This is a genomic window from Bacillus sp. TL12 (assembly GCF_022625245.1).
GTDB lineage: Bacteria > Bacillota > Bacilli > Bacillales > Bacillaceae_G > Bacillus_A.
This window is the reverse complement of record NZ_JAJJBY010000002.1, coordinates 35,529-58,710: the sequence shown is the minus strand read 5'-3', so window position 1 is coordinate 58,710 and position 23,182 is coordinate 35,529. Positions and strand designations below refer to the sequence as shown.

Genomic DNA, 23,182 nt, shown 5'->3' with positions numbered 1-23,182 from the left:
ATGATACATCTCCTTCTAGAATCCAAGTAAGGATCCGACTTGGTATATAATGAGCGTTAATATATAAGCAATAATAAGTGGGTAAACCACAGAGAAAATCGTCCATTTTATAGATCCTGTTTCGCGGCGAATAACAGCTACTGTTGCTAAACATGGAACGTATAATAAAATGAAAAACATAAACGCATATGCTGATAACGCAGTATAGTGCGCTCCCATTACATTTCCTAGCACATCTTCTTTTACTGCATAAATAATTGCCATTGTAGAAACAACAACTTCTTTTGCTAAAAATCCTGTTAAAAGCGACGCTGCTGCTTGCCATGTTCCAAAACCAAGCGGTGCTAAAATTGGTGCCACGAACCCACCAATCATCGCTAAGAAACTATCTCCCATATCTACGCCAAATCCAGATGGACCAGCATAGTTGAGTAACCAAATGACAACAGATCCACCAAAAATAAATGTACCAGCTTTACGTACGAAACCTTTTCCTTTTTCCCACGTACTCAGCCACAATGTTTTTGCTTGTGGCATACGATAAGGCGGAAGCTCAATCACAAAAATAGACTTTTCTTCTTTTAAAACAGTCATAGACATTACCTTTGTAACTAATAGCGCAAGTACAATCCCTGCAATGTATAACGAGAACACAACACTCGCTTGGCTATTCGGGAAAAAGACTCCCGCAAATAGTGCGTATACAGGCAAACGTGCTGAGCAAGACATAAATGGTGTTACTAAAACAGTAAGCAACCTCTCTTTCTCTTGTTCAATTGTTCTTGCTGCCATAATGCCTGGTACGTTACAACCAAAACCGATAATCATTGGAATAAACGCCTTCCCGTTTAAACCGAAGAATTCCATAACCCGATCCATGACAACTGCAATTCGTGCCATATATCCTGAGTCTTCTAGTAACGAAATAAAGAAGAACAAGGCAAAAATTTGTGGGACGAATACTAATACAGCACCAACACCAGCAATAATACCTTCTATAATAAGTGCCTGAATAAACTCAGAGGCCCCAATATTTATAAGTCCTGCTGTAACCCAATCTGTAAATTGTCCACCAAGAAATTCGTCAAGCATATCCGACAAAGGCGTCCCAATCCACGTAAACGTAACCTGAAAAATAAAAAACATAACTGCTAAAAAGATTGGAAGTCCCAAAACTTTATGTGTAATTAACTTATCGACCCTTTCTGAAAAAGGAATCTTTCCTTCTTTTTCATGCTGAATGACATTTGTTTTTAACTTTTCAATATACGCTGCACGTGTATTATAAATATGCTGCTCTAATGTACCATCAAGTTCTGCCTCCAGATTAGAGCGAATTGCCACAAGTTCCTTATAAATCGGTAATCTACTCACTTCTTGTTCCACAACTTCATTATTGCTTAAAAACTGAAGGGCAAGCCATCTTGGATGTTCATAATTTTCCTTGTTTAAAAGATCTATAAGCTCTGCAATTCCTGCATCTACTTGTTTACCATATGAAAGAATGAAAGGCTCTTTCGTCTTCTTCTCACTCTCATGAAGGGCAGCAAGTAATTCCTCACAACCTTTACCACTCCTCGCAACAACAGGAACAACCGTTACTCCTAGTGTTTTTGATAATTTTTTTACATCAATAACAATCCCGCGCTGCTTCGCCACATCGATCATATTTAAACCAATAGAAACAGGCTTACCAAATTCCAGTAGTTGCATTGTTAAATGCATATTACGCTCAAATTGAGAAGAATCAACAATATTCAGCATATGTTGAAATTCTTCTTTTAATAGAAAGTTTGTAACGACACCTTCATCACGAGAGACAGGATTTAAATCATATACACCTGGTAAATCAATTAATGTTCCTTGCTTATTCTTTAACTTACCGACCTTTTTTTCTACCGTTACCCCGCTCCAGTTTCCCACGTATTCATAGGAACCAGTTAACGCATTAAATAATGATGTTTTTCCTGTGTTCGGATTCCCTAGCAATGCAACCTTATTCACGCTAATTCCACCTTTATCATTTTCGCGTCACAATGACGAATACTAATTAATTGCCCGCGGCATTCTAGTGTACATGGTCCCTTGAACATCGCTTTTTGTTTTACACGAAGTTCACTTCCTTCAGAAAGACCAAAAGCAGCTAATCTCCGCTTTAACAACTTATCTAACGCCTGTATATTTTTCACTAGTGCCTTTTCACCTATTTTGATGTCAACTAGACTCATAATCCCCCTCCTCAAAAGAGAATGATAATTATTTTCAGATGAATTATACCATCCCTACCAATCAAATACTATAGCCTTTTCCTTCATATTTACTAACATTTTGGGACAATTACATAGGAATAACTTTTTTGCACCATAACTCTCACCGCTCGCTAATGGCTAGACTCTCTCTTTCATCAAAAAAGAAAAGGGAGCCTCTTCTGCTATTTCCATTTCCCTACATACATATTACGGCTATGAAAATAAAAATAGACTTCCTCTCATTCCCTATTTCTGTCCTCATGCGGTATGGGCTCCAAAAAGGCACTGACCGCTTCTATCCATAGCTGGATTCTCTCTTCCCTCTAACAAGAAAAGTCTTTAATTTACGATTATCTAAACACCATTTGCCATTCTCATCCATTTCAATTACAATGAATCTAACAATCAAAGAATCTCGTTATCACAGGGGGAGCCTCGTTGCTGAGAGGGAATATAATATTCCGACCCTTAGAACCTGTTAGTTAATGCTAACGTAGGAATTGTGCAAACGCCGAAATACATCTACCTCATCATATTCTATTTACGTATTTCATATCTCCCTATGATACATTATTCTTTTTTTGTGCAACTTAGATTTAGGGGGAATGACAATATGCGTAACACCAATTTACAAGCGATGATTGAATCTGCAATCCTTGCAGCCTTTGCCTTGATCATCGATATTTTACCACTATCCATTAAACTTCCAACAGGCGGTTCTGTTTCATTTGCTATGATTCCTATTTTTATTATCGCTTACCGCTGGGGATTTAAAACAGCTTTCTTAGGCGGCTTGATTTGGGGACTATTACAAATTGTCGTTGGGGATGCTGTTATCGTTACACCAATTCAGACACTGATTGAATATTTTATTGCTTTTGCCTTCGTTGGTTTCGCCGGCTTATTTTATCAACCTATCCAACAAGCAATGGCAAATAATCAAGGTAAGAAAACAATGGCCTATATTATTGGTGCTACATTCATTGGTAGCTTAGCACGTTACTTCTGGCACTTTATCGCTGGTATTGTTTTCTGGGGACAATATGCACCAAAAGGGCAATCTGCTTTCCTATATTCATTGATTGTAAACGGTAGTACACTGCTTGCATCCTTCGCATTATGTACAGTATTACTACTGCTTTTATACACAACAGCTCCGCGCCTATTCAAAAGCGCAGATGTATATAATAGAAACACAAAAAAGAAGAGTGCCTAAATAGGTGCTCTTCTTTTTATAAACAACTCTCAATGTGTTATATCAATAATAAAAACAATAAATACACATAAAAATATAAATACCATTACACTTAGTAAATTGCTCTTCATGGATAATCTACTCCTTAAACAACTTCATCTTCTACCAAAATTATAAAGTGAAACTTTAATCAGTGGGGGTTTTCCTCATCCCCCACTAATTATTAGTTGAACCAATCGGGCCTTTACGGGCAGTTTATCTCCCACCTAACTTCTTTGCTCCCGCCGAATTTTGAGGTGGGAGTATTACTGCCCGTTAGTGCGGGATAAATGTTAAATATAAAGATAAAATAAAGATATTATCAAAATAAATTAAAAAAGCGTAGAATTTCTTTCCTACACTTTTTTTGGTAAATAGAAGTAAAATAACACACCATCGGCTGTATTCGTTACCCCATACTCTACTTCGTGAAGTTCTAAAATATTTTTAGAAATAGCAAGTCCGAGTCCCGTTCCACCTTTTGAGCGCTGGCGTGCTGTATCTACACGATAAAAGCGATCCCAAATTTTATCTAATTGTTCTTCTTCAATATGAGCACCTTTATTTTCTATACAAATCTTTATTCGATTTGACTCATCTATTGTAGAAATAATAATATTCTCGTTTTCCGGTGTATAACGGATTGCATTCGTTACAAAGTTGACTAGTACTTGTTCAATGCGATGTTGGTTTGCAACAACTTTGGCTGGAGATATGTATTTGTAAAAATGCAGTTGTTTTTTCTCTATTTCTAATGATAATTGTTCACATATATGCTCAATGACCTCATCAATATGAAAAGTATCCATCTGCATTTTATACGTACCAGATTCGAATTTAGCTAACTCTAGCATGTCCAAAATTAGCATGTCCATCTTATCCACTTCTTTTTCCATTGCCTGAAAGTAATACTCTTTCTTATGTTCAGCTACCCCATCTTTTAGAATCGAAATACAGCTTTTCATAATACTTAGCGGTGTTTTCAATTCATGTGAGACACCCGAAATAAATTCTTTTCTCGTATTTTCTAACTTTCTTTCTTTTTCAATATCTCGTTCTAATTGTTCAATATGTGTGTGCAATGTATTAGATAACCTATTAATATTTTGAGATAAATCTCCAATCTCATCTTTTGAAGTAATTGGAATTCTTTCTGTGAAATCTAGATTTGCAATTTTCTTGGTTGTGTCATTTATTCGTAATAGCGGTTTTGCAATTTGTTTTGAGTAATAAAAAGATGCCAACAAGGTGAGGACTAGTACAAATGCAATAATATATACATAATAATCCTTTACCATTTGTACTGCTTCATCCACAGGCTGTAAGGACGCCATGGCGAATATATATGTTAAAGAGCCATCCTTTTCTTTTATCGGTTTGATTAATAATTTATATTTTATATCATTTTTTTCATAGTCATTTATTCTTAAGGCATCATTGTTATCTTTATTTTCATTTAACAGTAAGTCTGCTTGAAATTCTTTTATACTCTCCAAGAACAAAGTGTTTTTATAAAGTGGATTCACTATCCCTTTACTATCAGGTAGTTGCACTTTTGTAACAGTTCCCCCAAAACCAGTACTAGGAACTTGAGCCGCACTTTTCTTTTCCTCTTTCACCTTAAGAACTATTTCATTTATTTTCTTATCTAATGGCTTGTTGGACCAACTTATACTACCCTTACTTAAATTTAATACAGCAGGAACAAATGTAGAATCTCTATCTATTCCATAAACCGAAATTTGCAATCCTGAAAAATTCGGCATTTTTTCATTTTCAACCTCTTCTATTCCCATAAGATAATAGAGAGGGATTGTAAGGTTTGTTTTTCCAAGTTCCTTCTGCCACAGCCGATCCAGCTTTACTTCTAAATAAAAATCGGTTGCATGTTTTAAATTCCCATCGCTATCTAATGCTGTAATCCATGTATTATTTTCTCTATAAAAATCTTGTTCCAGTTTCTGAATTGCTTCTGTGTTACCACCGCTATTCAAATAATCTCTCTCAAAGGTGCTTATATTTGTTTTAATATCACTAACTTTTCGGTTTGCATAATATTGTTTAAAAAATATCGTTTGTCCAATAAAAATCGTCGCTAAAATCAACATGCATAGTGCTGTTGTAAGAATAAATAATTTGAGTACAATTCCTTTTCTCATACATTCCCCTCAAATTTATAACCCATCCGAACAACAGTCGTAATGTGCTTTGCTTTATCTCCTAATTTATTTCGTAAATTACGGATATGACTATTCACTGTCCGGTCATCACCAGCAAATTCATAGCCCCAAATTCTTGAAATCAATTGCTCTCTTGTCAAAACAATTCCTTGATTTTGCATGAAATAGGTCAATATCTCAAACTCTGTATGCGTTAAATTAATGTCTATTCCTTCTACAGTAACAGCACGTGAGGGAAAGTGAACACAAATTCCATGGATAGATAATGTATCATCGTTATTACTCGAGGGTTTACTGATAACTTCTCTGCTCTCTAGTAATCGTTTTGCTCTCGCCAATAAAATAGGTGGACTATATGGTTTTGTTACATAATCATCTGCCCCTAGCTCAAATCCAAGTAATGTATCATCCTCATCTACACGTGCTGTTAGCATAATAATCGGAACTTGTGACGTTTTACGAATTCTCCTGCATACAGACCAGCCATCTAATTCTGGTAACATAATATCAAGGATAACTAAATGAACCTCATCTTCTTCAAACAAGGATAATGCTTCTTTTCCATCCCTTGCCTCAAGCACTTTATATTGTTCACTTAAAAAATAATCTTTCAAGATTTCACGTAGAATGTCTTCATCTTCAACAATTAAAATGGTTTGTGGCATATTCATTTCCCCCTCTTATTCTAAAATAGCTAAGGCTGTCATTTCATTTTGAATAAGTCGCAATTAACTTCGCTTCAATAATATATCGATCTGGTGCATCACCTATATAATCAAATGGATAACAAGTCGTGAGCGTTAAAGTCGGTTCTTCTTTTTTTACAATGACAGTTCGATCATCTGCATGCGTAATCCACATTTTTTGAATTTCATAAGTGTAGATCTTTTTATCATATTCTACAACGAGACTATCTTTTTCTTTTAGCTCTCCTAATTCTGTAAATACAGTATCACGATGTCCGCTCAGCACTGTATGGCCACGTTCAGACGGAACTGTAGTAATATCACTGACAAACATACCAACGCCTTTTTTTAACGTATTTTCATCAGTTCCCCAATGTACGGAAAATTTCTTCTTTATTTTCGGGATATTTAATGTAGCTACTTTCTCTCCTTCTTTATACTGCATTTGAGAAGAAGTCATTTGCGAATTCACAGGTGTTTCAATAATACTCTCCTTTTGTTGTACCTTTTCAAAGCTCTTTATCTCCTCTGTTGTTAAATCTCGCGCAGAACTTTTCCCTTTATACCATTCAAAGGAATAATAAGCCCCCATAAGAATACCAAGTATTATGAAAACTAGTCCAATCCGATTTAGAAATGTCACTTTTCATCCCTCCATGCAAAAAATGGTAGGGTTAACCTACCATTTTTAATATATGAAATTATCCTATTCTTTATAGGCTAATTAAAAATTCATTTTACGCTTTAATTTTACGGCGCGTAAACCCAAACAATGATCCTAATGCTACAAGGCACGCGCTTACTGCCATCATTGTTACGCTATTCGATGCTGTATTTGGTAGTTTTTCTCCTTTTGTAGCTTGTGTTACTGCCTCTTTTTTCGTTACCTCACTCTTTTGTTGCGCTTGGATTGCTGCTTCTTTTTTTGCCATATCACTTTTTTGTTGCGCTTGGATTGCTGCTTCTTTTTTCGCTATATCACTTTTTTGTTGCTCCTGAATTGCTACTTCTTTTTTCGCTATATCACTTTTTTGTTGCTCCTGAATTGCTGCTTCTTTTTTCGCTATATCACTTTTTTGTTGCTCCTGAATTGCTGCTTCTTTTTTTGCCATATCCTGCTGCACTTGTGTCACTTCTTCTTTCGTCATCGTGCCAGTAGAAGCACTGGCTACCGATGCATACCCCACTGATAAAAGTGCCATCGCACATATTGGTAAAAGTTTCTTTTTCATTTCATTTCTCTCCTTATATAATTTTTCACATCACATCGCATCGGATGTATTCATAGAATATATCTATGATGTAAAGATGAGATGCAGATAAAATGGATTTCTTTTAAAGATTTAATCTCCGTCAGAAAAGCAAAATTCCCTATACACTTCTCTCTATTTATAGAATAAAAAAGGGCTGCTAAAAGTAGTTATTCAACTACTTTCGGCAGCCTCTTATCTAAAATGTTTAAAGCATAACACCATTATCTTTAAATACATACCAAGTACCATTAATCAAATGTTTGCCTGTTGCCATTGCACCGTCAGATTTTAAATAATACCAATTTCCACTCTCTTGCACCCAACCTGTTTTCATTGTGCCATTAGAGTTCATATAATACCAACCCGCATCAGTTCTTACCCAGCCAGTTCTCATTAATCCACGATGAATATAATACCACTCATTTCTTTCTTTTAACCAGCCAGTTTTAAATGAACCATCTTGGTTTGCATATAACCAACGATCTCCATCCTGTATCCAACCAGTTTGCATAATACCATCTTGACCTAAGTAATAATCGCTTCCATTTACTCTAACATAATCGTTTTGTACCATCATTCCATCTATACAGTAATACCATTTTCCGTTATAACTTAACCAGCCTTCATGAGCTTTTCCATCTTTATCAAAGTAATACCATGTATCTCCAGTTTTTACCCATCCCATTTTTTGTATAGCTTGTTCTTCTTTCGGGATAGCCTGATTCATATTTTCATTTGTTTCTCCATAAGAAACGGCAGGTACTAAAAACATTACAGACATTAAAACTAGCAAAATAATTTTTTTCATTTTTCCCAGTCTCCCAAATAATAATTTATTTTGGTTTCTACCTCTATAACCAAATTATATTACGAATTATAAAAACAAACAACACTTTTGTAATATAAATGTAATAATTTTATTATTTTTGTTACTTTAGTTATTTTCCCGTTACTATTTTTCTACTACATTCTCGAAATTAATATATATCCAATTTGATTTTCTAACATATAAATTGTAGCTATGAAGTACAGAAAGAGACTTTCACTCCTTTTCTACTTCTGTTTTTACATGGGCATGGGGCTAAAAAAAGGAACCGACCGCTTCTACCTATAAGCGGATCCTCTCTCCCACCTAAAAGGAATGATTTTATGCCATTTTTTCAATCCGTATTTATCCCGCATTAACGGACAGTAACACTCCCACCTCAAAATTCAGCGAAAGCAAAGAAGTTAGGTGGAAGGTGAACTGTCCGTAAAAGCCCGATTGGTTCAACTAATAATCAGTGGGGGATGGGAAAAATCCCCACTGATTAAAGTTTCACTTTATATAGATGTTTATCTTCACTAAAAAAGCATTGTAGATTCCCTCTACAATGCTTTTTCTGTGTCTCAGTATTTAATTGTTACTTTCACGTGAATGTAGAGTAAAAGGATCTGGAGTAATAACTAATTGTCTTGGCTCAGTTTTCTTTAAGTGATTAGTGACGTTACACTTACTATGTTGAAAGGTCCATGCTTTAATAGGGTTTGTGAAGATGATTCTTTGCTCTTTATTAGGGGTCTCTTCTTCAAATTTACAACTTTCGCTCCATTTACACCATTTCATTGTAAATTGTGAAGAAGAATGATCTTCTTTTCGATCAAATAAGTGCGAAAGGCTCATCTCTTCATCTAGTATCATAGTGTTACTAGTCGATAATAAAGCAATGGTCATCCAATGTTTCTCCATTCCCTTCTACTCCTTTTCACATGTAATGCCTAAAGCGTATTTTACCTAAAATGTGCTTGCCTTTTACCTTACACCTATAAGTTTATCCAAAATACCACTACTCCACTATCGATTTGTCTTACAAATTACCTTACATTTTTGTAAGGAATTAAAAAACCTTCATCTAAATGAATGAAGGTTTTGAAATCATTTTTTATCTATATATTCTTTCATATCATCTAATCCAGCTTCATACAGTTGGAGCAGCATCCCATGAGAAATCGCACCAAGAACTAAAGTCATTCCAATCAGTGAAACTCGAATAGCAGGAACATCAATTATATAAGCCAACATACCAAGAACGATTGTTAGAAGTAATGCTTTTATAAATGTAATACTTGAGTACTGTTTCTTTTTCATGATTATCACCCTTTATGGAAGAGTTTTCTTAATATAGTTATTATATCATCAGACCTTTTTGTGGATATTTTTGTAAAAACACTTCCATTTTTGAAAACAAAATGCCCTGCACTCGTTCTCTCCTTTTGTTTTCACTTGGCATGAAGCAGGAAGAAAGTTTGGCCGCTTCTATGCATGGCCGGATGCTCTCTCCCCCCTAAAAAGAATGATTTCATTTCGTTTTTTACATTTGTATTTACATATTATGTTTATATCCGTTTACTACTTTTGTCATACAAAATAAAAGAAGCATATAGAACAGAACTGGAATTATAATAATTCTTGGCTCTAGCATAAGTTCTCCATAGTAATAACTAATTAAATTTGCCCAGTCATTTAAGTATGGAACATATATATTAAATTGATCATGAGCTTGCCCGGAAACGATTTTTGTTCCCCCTAAAAACAATTTAAAAATGGCAAGATGTAACATAATTAATAATACTTGCACCATCTGTTCTCCAATTTGAAATATAATTTGTGGTTGTAATACTTTCATAATATGAGTTCGAAATACATGCCATCTGCTTCCGCCTAATAGAAAAGAATTCTTTACATATTCCTTATTCCACAGCTGCTGAACTTCTTTTTGAAAAAATCGTGTCATTCCTGGAAGCGCCACAACAACTAATACAAGAAATTGTATACATAGCACTTCTATATTTGTAACAATAGGTTTCGTTCGTAGTTCATAAATAATGAACGGTGTAAGAAATAAAATACAAAATAACGTTTGTGGAAAAAATTGAAAACTAACAGTAATACGTTGTAAAAAAGAAAAGCTCCACTTATCATTACGAATGCATAAGCTCATCAATAAAGAAATGGTTACTCTAGCAACCGCCACAAAAAACGATATTAAAATTGTATACTTAGCTCCTTCTATTACTTTATAAAACAAATCTTCTCCTTCTCGATCCGTTCCAAACCAATGTTCAGAGGACATGGAAAAAGGGGCCGCTTCAACAATTTCTCCTTTATCATTGTATCGATATTCCACTACCTTAGGTTCCTTCTGAAAATATGGAAGTGCAAAACTAATAATTAATAATAGAATAATAGGAAATAAGAAGTATATATAACGCTGTTTACGCATACAGCTTCCTCCTTAACCAATTCAATAGTAATATCACTCCGTACATAGGTACGATAAACAGCATCAGCAAATAAACGATAACTGCTGGATCTTGACCGCTAATCAAAATTGAAAACAAACCTCTAATATGAAACATGTACTCAAAAACAAATAAACTCGTTATCAAAGCTAATAATATTGATTCCATATGATTCACAACTGAAATCACGATATTACTAACAATATGCTTACATAAAATATACAGACTACTAAAACCTTTCGCCTTCACAAACATAACATAATCTTTCTTCTGCTCCTCTTTTATAAGTAGCATTTGGAATTGAAATAAAGAAATGGTAGGTATAATAGCTAAAATTAGAATTGGTAATACAATCGATGAATTTTGCATTGTAGAGAATGGATGTAATGGTAAAACTCCGGTATACCTATATATACTTACCATTACAAGTTGAAGAAAAAAAATCAGGAAGATATCTGGAATGATTTTAAGAAAACATACAACTTCTTCTATCAACCTCTGTACACGCCTTGGTATAACCGCTGTAATCATACTACATACAAAAGACAAACAGAGCGAAACTACGAGCGCTCCAAATATAAGCACGAGCGAATATGCATATGGCTTAAAGATAAGTGGAAATAAGGGGAATTCCCTTTCTTGCATCTTAAATATTTGCACATTGTTTGAAACAGTCGCTACTTGTGTAGCCATTTTCACCTTTAACTCTTCTGGATGTATGAGTGCAGAGATAACATGTATACATTGTGAAAAAAAATGCTCTATATGTATCCCAACTTTCTTCCCATCTATAAATAACATCGGAAGACTTACAATTACTATAAATAGCAGAATCATAATAAATAATTGAAGAATGATTGAAATTATTTTTTTAAACATTCCCTTCTCCTCTCAATTTCTCTAGCATGAATGGATCATAAAAAACCTCAAATCGAACTTTCATTTTATTTTATTCTGGCTTTCCTAATATAAACCTTTAACCGATATGTCTTTCTCTTTTTTGACTTTTCCCCTTCAATCCTTTAAAGTCGAAATGTTCACAAGTTTTACAACGTAGGAGGATCTCAATGAATATTGAAATAAAAGATACTTTAATTTCTGAAGAAGCATTACAAACGAAGGTAAAAGAACTCGCACTACAAATTGAGCGTGATTTTGAAGGAGAAGAAATCGTTGTTATCGCTGTACTAAAAGGTTCTTTCGTCTTTGCCGCGGATTTAATTCGTCACATTAAAAATGAAGTAACAATCGACTTTATCTCAGCATCTAGTTACGGCAACCAAACTGAAACAACGGGGAAAGTTAAATTATTAAAAGATATCGATGTCAACATTACAGGCAAAAATGTAATTGTTGTAGAAGACATTATCGATTCTGGCTTAACACTTCACTTCTTAAAAGACCATTTCTTCATGCATAAACCAAAAGCATTAAAGTTCTGTACATTACTTGATAAACCAGAACGTCGTAAAGTCGATTTAACAGCAGAGTATGTAGGCTTCCAAATTCCAGATGAATTTATCGTTGGATACGGTATCGACTGCGCAGAAAAATATCGTAACTTACCATATATTGCTTCTGTTGTAACAGATAAATAAAAAACACATATAACTTCCATCGATTTCTGATGGAAGTTTATTTATAAAGTTCGCATTTTTATAAAATAAAGATTATAATTAAAAGTATAAAAGGTTGTTAACAAAAAACGTTAACAACCTTTTTATTTTTTTAGAAAAATTTTTCACTTTAGAGGAGTGATTATATGTATTGGAAAAGAAATAATAAGCCTGTCGAAGATCCAGAAGAAATAGCTGTATGGGAATGCCAATCAGAAAGCTGTCGTGGATGGATGCGTAAAAACTTTTCTTTAGAAGAAGAACCAAAATGTCCTTTATGTAAAGGCGATATGAAAAGCGGAACACGACTACTACAAAAGCTATAGAGATGGTACTCCATTTCCTCTATATTCCTCAATTATGGAATCAATTGAACTACCCCCACCTTCACTTCGTTTAGAGGAATGGGTCTTCTCGGTTAAAATGATAAATGATTGAAAAAAGCAACTATTCCTTAAAATAGCTGCCTTTTTCCTTACTGTCTGCGAATATTTGGAAAAGTAATCTATCCTATTACCTGATTTTTCTTCTGCATATATAAATATGAAATACTTACTATGACAACAATTGTGCCACCAAAATAGAGGCCATACTTCGTCGCGAGTTCTACAATCGTTTCGATATGTTTACCAAACATAGAACCAAGCATAAAATAAAGCAATGTCCACATAAATCCTGTCGTGTATGAATACAAAGCATATGTTTTAAATGACATACGATTCATACCAACTAAATAAGGAACGATATGTCTAACGACAGGTATAAAATAACTTGTTGCCAATGCATAATGTCCGTATTTATTAATCAGTTCTTGTGATTTTAAAAGGTACTTTACTTTCTTCTTTTTCATTAATTTATCAAGTACTTTAGAACCAAATACTTTTCCAAGTATATATCCTAATGAGAGACCTGACACAACGCCTAAATAAGTTAATAAAAAGGCAGGAACTACACTTAGTATGTCCACCGACGATACAAACCCACCACTCATTACAATCATTTCATCTGGAATTGGCATGCCTACAATCCCGAGCCATAGACAAAAGAATAAAGCCCAATAACCATACTGCTCAATATATGATAACAATTCATATAATTCCATTACATGCATGCCTTTCTACAACTAAGGACATGCGCTGGAGGAAGATTCAGCCAAACTTTTTTTAGTGAAATTTCCTGAAAAAAGCTTTGAATAAATGCTTTCTTTGCAAGGGAATATTGAAATGTAATGAATTCACCATCCTCACTTAATGACTCCATGACACTGGATAAAATGCGAGACGATACTTCCTTTGGTAAAGACGTAAAGGGCAAGCCTGATAATACGTAATCAACCTTCTCTATTTGTAACTCCTCGATATATTTCTTTATGTTTTCAGCTGATCCATGTATGACTAAAATATTAGGATCGTCCTTGAACTGCTTCTGTAACTTTTTGAAAAACACTTCATTAATTTCAATCAAGATAAATATTGTATGTTCTTTTTTTCTCTTTATAATCTCTTTCGTGAATGACCCTGTTCCAGGTCCTAATTCTAAAATGTACTTCGCTTCTTCAAAATTAATCGCGCCTACCATCTTTTTGGCTAATCTATTCGAACTAGGTGCAATTGCCCCAGTATTCTTTGGATGCTTCACAAATTCGGTTAAGAATGTAATAAGTTGCATTTCTAACCTCTCCCATTCATTCGGTATTGTTTAATATAGCTCCAAGTATAACGATCATTTTTTAAAAAATAGCATGGAAATTTCTTAAGATTTTATGAAGAAATAAAAAAACAGCTACCGCCTATAGCGATAACTGCTTCCTTTATTACTTCGCGCTCACAATCTTATAATAAGAACGAACTGTTAAGAAGTAATACCCAATATAAATGACACCGTACACTCCAATGCTGATTAATAACGGAATCAATATTTCATATGGCAATATATTTGATAAACCTTTTAATGCAAATAAGCTGTGTAGAATTCCAATTACTAATGGAATCGCAAAGATAAAGCTTACTTGTTTTGCAATTGCCTTTTTCATTTCTTGCTTTGTTACACCAACTTTACGAAGGACAACGTAACGATCACGGTCCGCACTCGCTTCTGTTAACTGTTTGAAGTAAATGATAGAACCTGTTGCAAGCAAGAACACTAAACCTAGGAATAATCCGATAAACATCATTAATCCCGTCGCTTCAAGACCTGCTTGGAAACCAGTGTAGAAGTCTCTAAATGATGCTTCAATTTCAGATTTTCCTGCTGGGATAGCTTTCGCTAATTTTTCTGTTAGTGCCTTACTATTTCTTTCATCTTTTATATCAATATTTTTTACAACACGTGTTCCAGATACTTTTTTCGCTTGTTCATATACTTGATCTGGAACAATCACAAATAATTCACTTAAATTCGTGATATTGCGATTATCTACATCTTTAATAGTAAGCTTTTGTGTTTCATTTCCAATAGGAAATACAGCCTTATTCCCTTTATATTCAGGACCGAAATCAAGCCCTTCAACATATAGACTACCATATACAAATGCTTCATTAGCAGCTAAATTCACAGCATCTGCATCCATTTTTTTCGCAATTCTATTAAATGTCGATTGAGAAATAAGCTGGTATTTTTCTGTAACAAGGTAATGTGTATTCATAACCTGATCCGCTTTTTTACCTTCAAACTTCCCTTTCACAGGAACCATCTCAATTTCAGATTGATCTGTAACTGGATGATTTTTCTTTTCTGCATCAAGAATTGCATTTACTTTATGATCTAACGCTGCATCTTGTTTCACATATGAATAGCTATATGGTGAAACATTCTTCGCTTGCTTAAATGTGTTGTAATACATCGTAACAGACGTACCAACTGCCGTTAATGTTACTGCACTTAATATCGCAATTGTCGCAAGAGACTTTGCATTTCCTTTAATACGATATAATAACTGTGACGTTGTTACCATATTCATACCGTTATAGAAGGATGACTTCTTATGTCTGGCTCTTTTTAATACAAATACTGTAAAGAACATAAATAGTAAATACGTACCAAGTACCGTTGCAAGTAAAATATAAAATGCAACCATCATAAAGTCAGCATATTTTGCAGCCTTCATAAACATCAGCGATAAGAAATATCCCGAACCGATTAAGAAGACTGACAGTAATGCCATAATCATCGATCCTTTTGGCATTGCCTCTCCTTCACGCTCTGCATGGAACAGTTCAATTAACTTAAAGCGATAGATTAGACGATACCCTTGTAGTGATGTGTAAAGGATAATGCCGAAAAAGATAATAGCTGTATCAATAATTGCTGCCACCGGTACTTCAAAATGCACATTTAGGTTTAATCCCATCATACTTACTAACAATTCAAGGAATAATTTTGAAAGTACACTACCAATCGCAATTCCAATTACTAATGACATTAATCCCATTAGCATGTTTTCATAAAATAACATTTTACCAATTTGTTTTTTTCGAATCCCTAGCAGTGAATATAATCCAACTTCTTTTTTGCGTTTTCGTGTAAAGAATCCGTTAGAGTATATAATAAATACTGCTACGAAAATAATCAGCATCACGCTGGAAACTTGGAATGCCCCGCTAATTTTCTTAGAGCCTTCCGCTGCTTTTTCCATTTGTGAACTGTACTGAAGTGCCTTAAATGTAAAATAAATGACGATACTAAAGATCATCGATGCGAAATATAAAAAGTAATCTTTAAAGTTCCGCTGTATATTGCGGAGGGCAATACTAGATAATGTCATGGGTCATGCCTCCAGAAATTGCGGACATTACGTCTACTACTTGTTGGAAGAATTGTTTACGAGTTAGTTCCCCGCGGTGCAATTCCTTATATAGCTCGCCATCTTTAATGAAGATAACTCGTTTACAGTAACTTGCCGCAAATGCATCATGTGTTACCATTAAAATGGTTGAATTATCATATTCATTTAATGACTTCATACTTTCTAATAAGTCTGTTGCTGATTTAGAATCAAGCGCCCCTGTTGGCTCGTCCCCAAAAATCATACTTGGATTTGTAACGATTGCACGTGATGCTGCGCAGCGCTGTTTCTGTCCACCAGATACTTGGTATGGGAATTGACTTAAAATATGATCAATCCCAAACTTCTTTGCAATTTCAAGAACGCGGCGATCAATTTCGCTTGCTTTCACTTTTGATAACGCAAGTGGCAGCGCAATATTCTCTTTTACCGTTAACGTATCTAATAAGTTATAATCTTGGAAGATGAAACCTAAATGATCACGGCGGAACAATGCCAATTTATCATCATTCATTTTCACAATGTCTTTTCCATCAATTAAAATTTCACCGTTCGTCGCGTTATCAATTGTAGAAAGAACATTTAAAAGAGTCGTTTTACCAGACCCAGAAGGTCCCATAATTCCAACAAACTCACCCTCTTGTACTTGTAAGTTAATGCCTTTTAACGCTTCAAATTTATTTCCACCTGTATCATATACTTTTTTAATATTTTTCGCTTCTAATACCGTTTTCATCTCTATATCCCTCTCTTCTTCTATTCTCTATTTTCACTATATCTAACTTCTACTCTTGCCACTATCGATGTTTCTTACACAAACATGACAGTTATGTAAGGCTACTTAGCAGAAGAAAACAAAATTTAACTTTATGAAATAACTACTTTGCTACTATAACATTGGGATACAGAGCCAGCCATTCATTCTCCTTACAGAAACATTACATTTCTGTAAGGTAAAAAACAGCCCTACATACTTGTGCACGAAATGTCGGATGTGGTTATTTCATTCCTGCTATTCTATTTACATAAGGAGGTCATATCATGAATTCGCTTAAAAACATGAATGCAGCAATACAGTATATTGAAGATAATCTTGCGAATAACATTGACTTTAAAGAAGTGGCAAAGCTAGCTTTCTGCTCTGAATATCATTTTAAAAGGATGTTTTCCTTCCTTGCAGGCATTTCCCTTTCAGAATATATTCGCTGTAGACGTCTTACTCTTGCGGCATTCGAACTAAAAGATAGTAATGTAAAAGTCATTGATATCGCTATGAAATATGGATACAACTCACCAGATTCTTTTTCACGAGCATTTCAAAACCTGCATGGTATAACGCCGTCAGAGGCTAGAAATAGTGGCGGTTCTCTTAAAGCCTACTCACGAATGACCTTCCAGTTATCTATTAAAGGAGGACATGAAATGAACTATCGAATTGAAGAAAAAGAGGCATTTCGCATCGTTGGTATAAAGAAACGAGTACCGATTATTTTCAGCGGGGTAAACCAAGAAATTGCTTCTATGTGGAAAAGTTTAGACAGTCAAGCAATCCACACATTAAAGACGCTTTCGAATGTTGAACCTACTGGACTCATTAGCGCTTCTACCAATTTTTCTGAAGGAAGAATGGAGGAAAAAGGAGAGTTGGATCACTATATTGGAGTCGCAACAACGAAAGATTGCCCAGACCAGTTCAGGCAACTTGAAGTCCCTGCCTCAACATGGGCTGTATTCGAAGTAATCGGACCATTTCCTGAAACATTACAAAATGTATGGGGACGTATTTATTCTGAGTGGTTTCCATCTTCGAACTATGAACAACTGGAAGGGCCCGAAATTCTTTGGAATGAAAATAAAGATGTAACTTCGCCAACTTTTAAGAGCGAAATATGGATTCCTGTTTCGAAAAAAGTAAATCATGCATAGGATTAATAAAAGAAGCTATCCCAAAAGGTCGTTTTGAACTACCTTTTGGAGACAGCTTTTTTAGACTAACATTCACATTACCCTTCTCTTAGATTCATTGCTATACAATCCTGCAGTTATAATCAAAATCATTACAACAACTACAAAAGTAAACAACCTATAGTTTGATATCACAGCAGCACCTACTAGAAAGGCGGGTATGACAGCCACAATCATGCCGCCAAACATACCAAGAAAAGCTCCCATGCTCTGTTTCACTACTTGCGTTTCTGACACCCAATCATAGTAACCAAATCGATTATTTATAAAAATTCCCCATACAGCTGAAAAGAATGAATAGGCAATTGGAGTAATTATGAGTAAAATAGCAGTCCAAATATCCGGCTTTAAACCGATTATCATAAGAATGGCGCTAATAATTGATGTAGGTATACTCAGTGAAAGGTTCATGAGAATTTTACTGTCATAAATCATTTTCGGTGTAAGAGGTAATGATTTCATAATCCATACGTTTTTTCCTTCGAGCGACAATGACACACACGTTGTACACGTCATTGCAATCATTGCTGAGAGAGCGAATGGGGCAATCTTTTGCAAAAGTATTTCGATTCCAGCATATCCAATGAATTGGCTTGGTCCTACTACAACGACTGCAAATGAGAATATGACTGCCATAACAACTCCCATACCAATATTTATCACATATACGGTAGAAGAAAAGAAACGTTTCCGTTCTTTTTTATATAACGCAATCAATACTTTTTCTTTCTTCATCCGATCAATCTTATAATCAGAGCGCATATGATACGTAGCAATTCCTGTATTGATTTGCTTATATTTAAAAGAGAGTATTTTTACGAAAAGATAATACCAAATAAATGATATGCTGACAAAAAGAATAAAAGCTATAACATTCGTATCGACAATTGCTTTTTGAAACATATGAGCTAGTGGATACACCTTCAGCAATTGTTCTGAAATAATCACTCCAATCCCTTCTATATCAGTCAAACTATATTTCGTATTTCCTTGCTTGAACATGAAGGACGCAAAGATAATCATTGCTATCAAACTTAAAATAGTAGTGACTTTATTCGCATGTTTAAATTTAGATGCGATTGCGGTAATACATGCTCCAAAAAGCGTCGCGATAGTTGTTGGAACTAATGATACTGTAAACAATGTAATGAACCACATGAAATAAAAAAATATTGATGGGTTCTCATATATACAATAAACAGCCCCCATTGGCAGCATAATGATGATTGAAAAAAACGTATTTAGCACGTACAAATATAAAAATCTACTAGTAATGACGGTACTTACGCTAATCGGCAACGACATCAAAAAATCATAATCCCGAAAAGCAAAAAGCTCTCCATTCGCCTTAAACATAGTGAAAACCAAAATGAATAAACTACTAATCACAAATGCATAAACTGGAATAACTTCTCCTATTCCAAGTTGCACGAATCCATATGCTGAAGCTCCGCTGTATAGCATCAACATAACAAAAACGAATACAATAGTTGCTGAAATAAAAATTTTATTCCTCTTCTTTTTCCTATCTTTTTCATATTTAAACGTATTGAGGCCAAGCTGCGTAATGAGACGGGTTTTTAAAAGAGCTAGCATATTACTTTTCATCGGCGAGCACCTTCATAAACAGCTCTTCTAATGAATATTCCTTTGTTAGAGACTTTACCTCTCCTGAAATTGCGAGTTTCCCTTTATGAATCATCGCTATCTTACTACATAACTTCTCTGCTACATCTAATACATGAGTTGAAAAGAAGATTGCACTTCCTGATTCACAAAGTTCCTTCATCATCCCTTTCAGTACAAGAGCTGCCTTTGGATCTAGCCCAACAAAAGGCTCGTCTAAAACCAACAATTTTGGGCGATGAACAACTGCCGATATAATCGCTACTTTTTGTTTCATACCGTGTGAGTAAGATGAAATTAAATCCCCCAAATATGGCGTAATCTCAAAAGCATCTCCATACTTTCGAGTCCGCTCTTCTCTTTCTATTGCAGGCACTCCAAAAATATCCGCAACAAAATTCAAATATTGAATCCCTGTTAATTGTTCATATAAATCCGGATTATCAGGAATATATGCCATGACTTTCTTACATGCAATCGGATCTTTTTTTACTGAATGTCCATCAACAAAAATTTCACCCTCCTCGAAATCTATCACGCCTACTAGTGACTTAATCGTCGTACTTTTTCCAGCACCGTTATGTCCGATAAACCCAAATATGTCCCCTGCCTGAACAGTTAAACTCAAATCATTTACTGCTTTTTTGCCACCTTTGTAAGTTTTGCTAAAGTTGATGATTTCTAACATGTCCTCTCCTCCAAGCACTATAAACTTTTATCTAAAAATTCAGACACAAAACCTAACATTATATGCAGTAAGACTTCTTTCCTACTGCATATAATGAATCCTAACCTTTCTACAAACGTTAGCTTCTAATCTATACGTGCATTTCTTTTTTATATAGAATATAAGAATATAAATTCGTCAACACTACAGCAATTAATATGATTACAAGCATCAAATAAGATCTCCATTCAGCTGGCAGGGCAATACTGACAATCATCACAAGTCCTAAAACTACAAACACTTTTCCGCTAAAGCGATGCGTTTTTCTCCATACTTCTTCATTACTAAGTGTCCACGGATTCCGCATACCAACGAAAAAGTTTGGCTTACATTGTGGTAAATAGTTACCGATAATTAAAAATAAAATACCTACAAGTAACTCTGGAACTCTATTAATAAATACGTTATAGCCTAATCCACTTGCAATAATATCTATGTTTCCTATAAATAAAACAACTAGCAAGCCATTATTTATGATCAACAATGCTTTAGAAAACTTTTCATAGTTTTCTTTTTTAGGATCAATCTTTTGTATAACATTTAAAAGAATATAACACCCTATCATGACTCCTACCATAGACATCATTCCAGTTAATTTTGATGAAAATCCATCTGCAGTACCGCCGCTCCAGTGCGTTGCAATTGTATCCGGTAAATGTGGCCAAGCAAATGCCCATGCTAAACACGTTATAAGAATAAGTATGATTGCAAAAAGATGTTTTTTCATTTTCTCATCCCCCTATAGTTTTTTATAAAAACTATACCCTTCTACTTTCTTCCATCTCTTTCTTATAAACAACATAAGAATATATCATTGTACTAGCAACCAGTAGGGATATAACACTTAGTACACTAATCATCTTCCATATCCCTGGAAGAAACGCCGAAAGAATCATTACAATACCACCAAGCATCATAATTTTTGATCCCAATCGATGCGTTTTTCTCCATACTTCTTCACTACTTAATGTCCACGGTGTTTTAATTCCCATAAAAAAGTTTGGTTTACATTGCTGCATATAATTACCGAGTACAACAAAAAGAATACCGAGCATTATGTTCATAACTATCCCAATTGGAACGTTATAACCTAAAGCATTTACAAGCGTCATCATGTTATTAGCAAATAAGAAAAATATAATGGCCCCGTTCATTATCACAAATGCTTTCGGAAACTTTTTGTAGTTCGCGTACTTCGGGTCTATTTTAGGTAATAACGTGAATAGAGCATATATGAATCCCATAATTGCTACGTCAAAAATCATCATTCCCATTTTCGACATATGGTCATCTACTTCACCAGAAACATTTATATGACTCGGAATTTCCTCTGGTAAATAAGGCCACGCTACACACCATGTAATAATTGTTAGAGCAATTATTACGATTGGAAACACATGCTTCCTCATTTCCCCTCTCCCCCTTTATTCGTAAACGTAAACACCCATGCTAATAAATCTTGAAAAACGGTTGTGTTCAAAGAGTACACAACGAATTGTCCTCTTTTTTCATCTTGAATGAGTTCAGCGTTTTTGAGCGCATTTAAATGATGTGAAATACTTGGCTTTGTCATATTGAAATGTTCGGCAATTTCACCAGCTGTTAAATCTCCTTCTTTTAATAAGTCTAAAATTTTTCGTCTGGTTGGATCTGCTAATGCTTTAAATGCTTGGTTCAATACTTTTCTTCCTTTCGCTAATTAGACATTTAGATATTTATCTAAATGTTAAAATAAAAACTATAAATTGTCAATTATATCCAAAGTCCTTTTTACTTTTTCCACTTTTGACCTATACTGTTTACTAGCACTCGTTTCAAGCTAATGAAAAGACACGAAACAAATGGTACACTATAGCTACAATTGTTTTTAGGAGGAATATACATATGTATAAAATTTTAATCGTTGAAGACGATCCAAATATCTCATCTTTACTGCAATCTCATATTCAAAAATACGGTTACGAAGCTGTTGTTGCGGATAACTTTGATAATATTATGGATTCTTTTAATAGAGTGAAACCACACCTAGTCCTTCTAGATGTAAACTTACCGAAGTTCGATGGCTTCTACTGGTGTCGTCAAATCCGTCATGAATCTACTTGTCCTATTATTTTCATTTCTGCTCGTGCTGGTGAAATGGAACAAATTATGGCAATTGAGAGCGGTGCAGATGATTATATTACAAAACCTTTCCACTACGATGTTGTGATGGCGAAAATTAAAGGACAATTACGCCGTATTTATGGTGACTATGCACCAAATATTTCAGAACGTATCGTTGAAGTAGAAGGTTTAAAATTATTCCCTGAACGACCAGAAATTCATTTTGGAAGTGAACAAGTTCTTCTAACAAAGAAAGAAGCAATCTTAGCTGAAATGCTTTTATCTAAATTCCCACGTACAGCAAGTCGTGAAGATTTATTAGCTGCTCTTTGGGATGATGAAAGCTTCGTTGAAGAAAATACATTAAACGTAAACATTACACGTCTTCGTAAGAAATTTAATGAACTTGGTATTGAAAATGCCATTGAAACAGTACGTGGATTAGGGTATCGTTTTAACACAACTTGGAGTGAATAA

General features: G+C 34.6%; 25 protein-coding genes and 1 riboswitch. Of the genes, 5 read left to right on the top strand and 20 right to left on the bottom strand.

Annotated elements, in window-relative coordinates:
- Positions 1–15: 15 nt before the first annotated feature.
- Together feoB and LOK41_RS02225 are read right to left on the bottom strand one after the other, a co-directional pair.
- Positions 16–2,004 (bottom strand): ferrous iron transport protein B, encoded by a 1,989-nt coding sequence (gene feoB / locus LOK41_RS02230; RefSeq protein WP_241814982.1) that lies wholly within the window; start codon positions 2,002–2,004, stop codon positions 16–18.
- A complete protein-coding gene (locus LOK41_RS02225; RefSeq protein ID WP_241814981.1) occupies positions 2,001–2,228 on the bottom strand; it encodes a FeoA family protein in 228 nt (75 codons plus the stop codon). Before LOK41_RS02225 ends, feoB begins: the two co-directional genes overlap by 4 nt.
- A gap of 437 nt (positions 2,229–2,665) precedes the next feature.
- Positions 2,666–2,767: riboswitch (TPP riboswitch) on the top strand.
- A gap of 95 nt (positions 2,768–2,862) precedes the next feature.
- On the opposite strand from LOK41_RS02225, the gene thiT reads away from it, so the two are divergent.
- Positions 2,863–3,465: an energy-coupled thiamine transporter ThiT gene (thiT, locus tag LOK41_RS02220; protein ID WP_241814980.1), complete on the top strand. Its 603-nt coding sequence runs from the start codon at positions 2,863–2,865 to the stop codon at positions 3,463–3,465.
- Between the two features lie 374 nt (positions 3,466–3,839).
- Here thiT and LOK41_RS02215 read toward each other — a convergent pair whose 3' ends face one another.
- The 9 genes from LOK41_RS02215 to LOK41_RS02175 all read right to left on the bottom strand — a co-directional run bounded on the left by LOK41_RS02215 (position 3,840) and on the right by LOK41_RS02175 (position 11,763).
- Entirely contained in the window at positions 3,840–5,642 is a 1,803-nt protein-coding gene (locus tag LOK41_RS02215; RefSeq protein ID WP_241814979.1) for a sensor histidine kinase, read from the bottom strand.
- Positions 5,639–6,328 carry a response regulator transcription factor gene (locus tag LOK41_RS02210; protein WP_174100064.1) on the bottom strand — a complete coding sequence of 230 codons (690 nt, stop codon included), beginning with the start codon at positions 6,326–6,328 and terminating at the stop codon, positions 5,639–5,641. Before LOK41_RS02210 ends, LOK41_RS02215 begins: the two co-directional genes overlap by 4 nt.
- Positions 6,329–6,371: 43 nt before the next feature.
- The gene (locus LOK41_RS02205; RefSeq protein WP_241814978.1) at positions 6,372–6,992 is read right to left on the bottom strand and encodes a class D sortase; all 621 of its coding nucleotides are present in this window, start codon (positions 6,990–6,992) and stop codon (positions 6,372–6,374) included.
- 94 nt (positions 6,993–7,086) lie between these two features.
- A complete protein-coding gene (locus LOK41_RS02200) occupies positions 7,087–7,581 on the bottom strand; it encodes an LPXTG cell wall anchor domain-containing protein (protein ID WP_241814977.1) in 495 nt (164 codons plus the stop codon).
- Between the two features lie 226 nt (positions 7,582–7,807).
- The gene (locus LOK41_RS02195; protein WP_241814976.1) at positions 7,808–8,410 is read right to left on the bottom strand and encodes a PspC-like choline-binding domain-containing protein; all 603 of its coding nucleotides are present in this window, start codon (positions 8,408–8,410) and stop codon (positions 7,808–7,810) included.
- Between the two features lie 588 nt (positions 8,411–8,998).
- Entirely contained in the window at positions 8,999–9,331 is a 333-nt protein-coding gene (locus LOK41_RS02190) for a hypothetical protein (RefSeq protein WP_241814975.1), read from the bottom strand.
- Positions 9,332–9,517: 186 nt separating this feature from the next.
- The gene (locus LOK41_RS02185; protein WP_241814974.1) at positions 9,518–9,730 is read right to left on the bottom strand and encodes a hypothetical protein; all 213 of its coding nucleotides are present in this window, start codon (positions 9,728–9,730) and stop codon (positions 9,518–9,520) included.
- 235 nt (positions 9,731–9,965) lie between these two features.
- Positions 9,966–10,865, bottom strand: a complete 900-nt coding sequence (locus tag LOK41_RS02180; RefSeq protein WP_241814973.1) for an ABC transporter permease subunit — start codon at positions 10,863–10,865, stop codon at positions 9,966–9,968.
- Positions 10,858–11,763, bottom strand: coding sequence for an ABC transporter permease subunit (locus LOK41_RS02175; protein ID WP_241814972.1), 906 nt, complete (start codon positions 11,761–11,763; stop codon positions 10,858–10,860). Before LOK41_RS02175 ends, LOK41_RS02180 begins: the two co-directional genes overlap by 8 nt.
- A 188-nt stretch (positions 11,764–11,951) precedes the next feature.
- Here LOK41_RS02175 and hpt point away from each other — a divergent pair, with 188 nt between their 5' ends.
- On the top strand, positions 11,952–12,482 hold the full coding sequence (gene hpt, locus LOK41_RS02170) for a hypoxanthine phosphoribosyltransferase (protein ID WP_174100052.1): 531 nt from the start codon (positions 11,952–11,954) through the stop codon (positions 12,480–12,482).
- A 164-nt stretch (positions 12,483–12,646) separates the two neighbouring features.
- The gene (locus LOK41_RS02165) at positions 12,647–12,826 is read left to right on the top strand and encodes a cold-shock protein (RefSeq protein WP_241814971.1); all 180 of its coding nucleotides are present in this window, start codon (positions 12,647–12,649) and stop codon (positions 12,824–12,826) included.
- Positions 12,827–13,005: 179 nt separating this feature from the next.
- On the opposite strand, the gene LOK41_RS02160 is transcribed toward LOK41_RS02165, so the two are convergent.
- The 4 genes from LOK41_RS02160 to LOK41_RS02145 all read right to left on the bottom strand — a co-directional run bounded on the left by LOK41_RS02160 (position 13,006) and on the right by LOK41_RS02145 (position 17,020).
- Positions 13,006–13,602 (bottom strand): DedA family protein, encoded by a 597-nt coding sequence (locus LOK41_RS02160; RefSeq protein WP_241814970.1) that lies wholly within the window; start codon positions 13,600–13,602, stop codon positions 13,006–13,008.
- Positions 13,602–14,168 carry a class I SAM-dependent methyltransferase gene (locus tag LOK41_RS02155; protein WP_241814969.1) on the bottom strand — a complete coding sequence of 189 codons (567 nt, stop codon included), beginning with the start codon at positions 14,166–14,168 and terminating at the stop codon, positions 13,602–13,604. Before LOK41_RS02155 ends, LOK41_RS02160 begins: the two co-directional genes overlap by 1 nt.
- A 145-nt stretch (positions 14,169–14,313) precedes the next feature.
- Positions 14,314–16,263, bottom strand: coding sequence for an FtsX-like permease family protein (locus LOK41_RS02150; protein ID WP_241814968.1), 1,950 nt, complete (start codon positions 16,261–16,263; stop codon positions 14,314–14,316).
- Entirely contained in the window at positions 16,250–17,020 is a 771-nt protein-coding gene (locus LOK41_RS02145) for an ABC transporter ATP-binding protein (RefSeq protein WP_241814967.1), read from the bottom strand. Before LOK41_RS02145 ends, LOK41_RS02150 begins: the two co-directional genes overlap by 14 nt.
- Before the next feature lie 305 nt (positions 17,021–17,325).
- Here LOK41_RS02145 and LOK41_RS02140 point away from each other — a divergent pair, with 305 nt between their 5' ends.
- A complete protein-coding gene (locus tag LOK41_RS02140) occupies positions 17,326–18,210 on the top strand; it encodes an AraC family transcriptional regulator (RefSeq protein WP_241814966.1) in 885 nt (294 codons plus the stop codon).
- A 72-nt stretch (positions 18,211–18,282) separates the two neighbouring features.
- Here the strand turns inward: LOK41_RS02140 and LOK41_RS02135 are convergent, their stop codons facing one another.
- The 5 genes from LOK41_RS02135 to LOK41_RS02115 form a co-directional block, all read right to left on the bottom strand.
- The gene (locus LOK41_RS02135; RefSeq protein ID WP_241814965.1) at positions 18,283–19,857 is read right to left on the bottom strand and encodes an ABC transporter permease; all 1,575 of its coding nucleotides are present in this window, start codon (positions 19,855–19,857) and stop codon (positions 18,283–18,285) included.
- Entirely contained in the window at positions 19,847–20,563 is a 717-nt protein-coding gene (locus LOK41_RS02130; protein WP_241814964.1) for an ABC transporter ATP-binding protein, read from the bottom strand. Before LOK41_RS02130 ends, LOK41_RS02135 begins: the two co-directional genes overlap by 11 nt.
- 130 nt (positions 20,564–20,693) lie before the next feature.
- Positions 20,694–21,329, bottom strand: a complete 636-nt coding sequence (locus tag LOK41_RS02125) for an SdpI family protein (protein ID WP_241814963.1) — start codon at positions 21,327–21,329, stop codon at positions 20,694–20,696.
- A gap of 31 nt (positions 21,330–21,360) precedes the next feature.
- On the bottom strand, positions 21,361–22,011 hold the full coding sequence (locus LOK41_RS02120) for an SdpI family protein (RefSeq protein WP_241814962.1): 651 nt from the start codon (positions 22,009–22,011) through the stop codon (positions 21,361–21,363).
- Positions 22,008–22,280 (bottom strand): autorepressor SdpR family transcription factor, encoded by a 273-nt coding sequence (locus LOK41_RS02115; protein ID WP_241814961.1) that lies wholly within the window; start codon positions 22,278–22,280, stop codon positions 22,008–22,010. The genes LOK41_RS02120 and LOK41_RS02115 overlap by 4 nt, the downstream gene beginning before the upstream one ends.
- Before the next feature lie 206 nt (positions 22,281–22,486).
- Here LOK41_RS02115 and LOK41_RS02110 point away from each other — a divergent pair, with 206 nt between their 5' ends.
- The gene (locus tag LOK41_RS02110; RefSeq protein WP_241814960.1) at positions 22,487–23,182 is read left to right on the top strand and encodes a response regulator transcription factor; all 696 of its coding nucleotides are present in this window, start codon (positions 22,487–22,489) and stop codon (positions 23,180–23,182) included.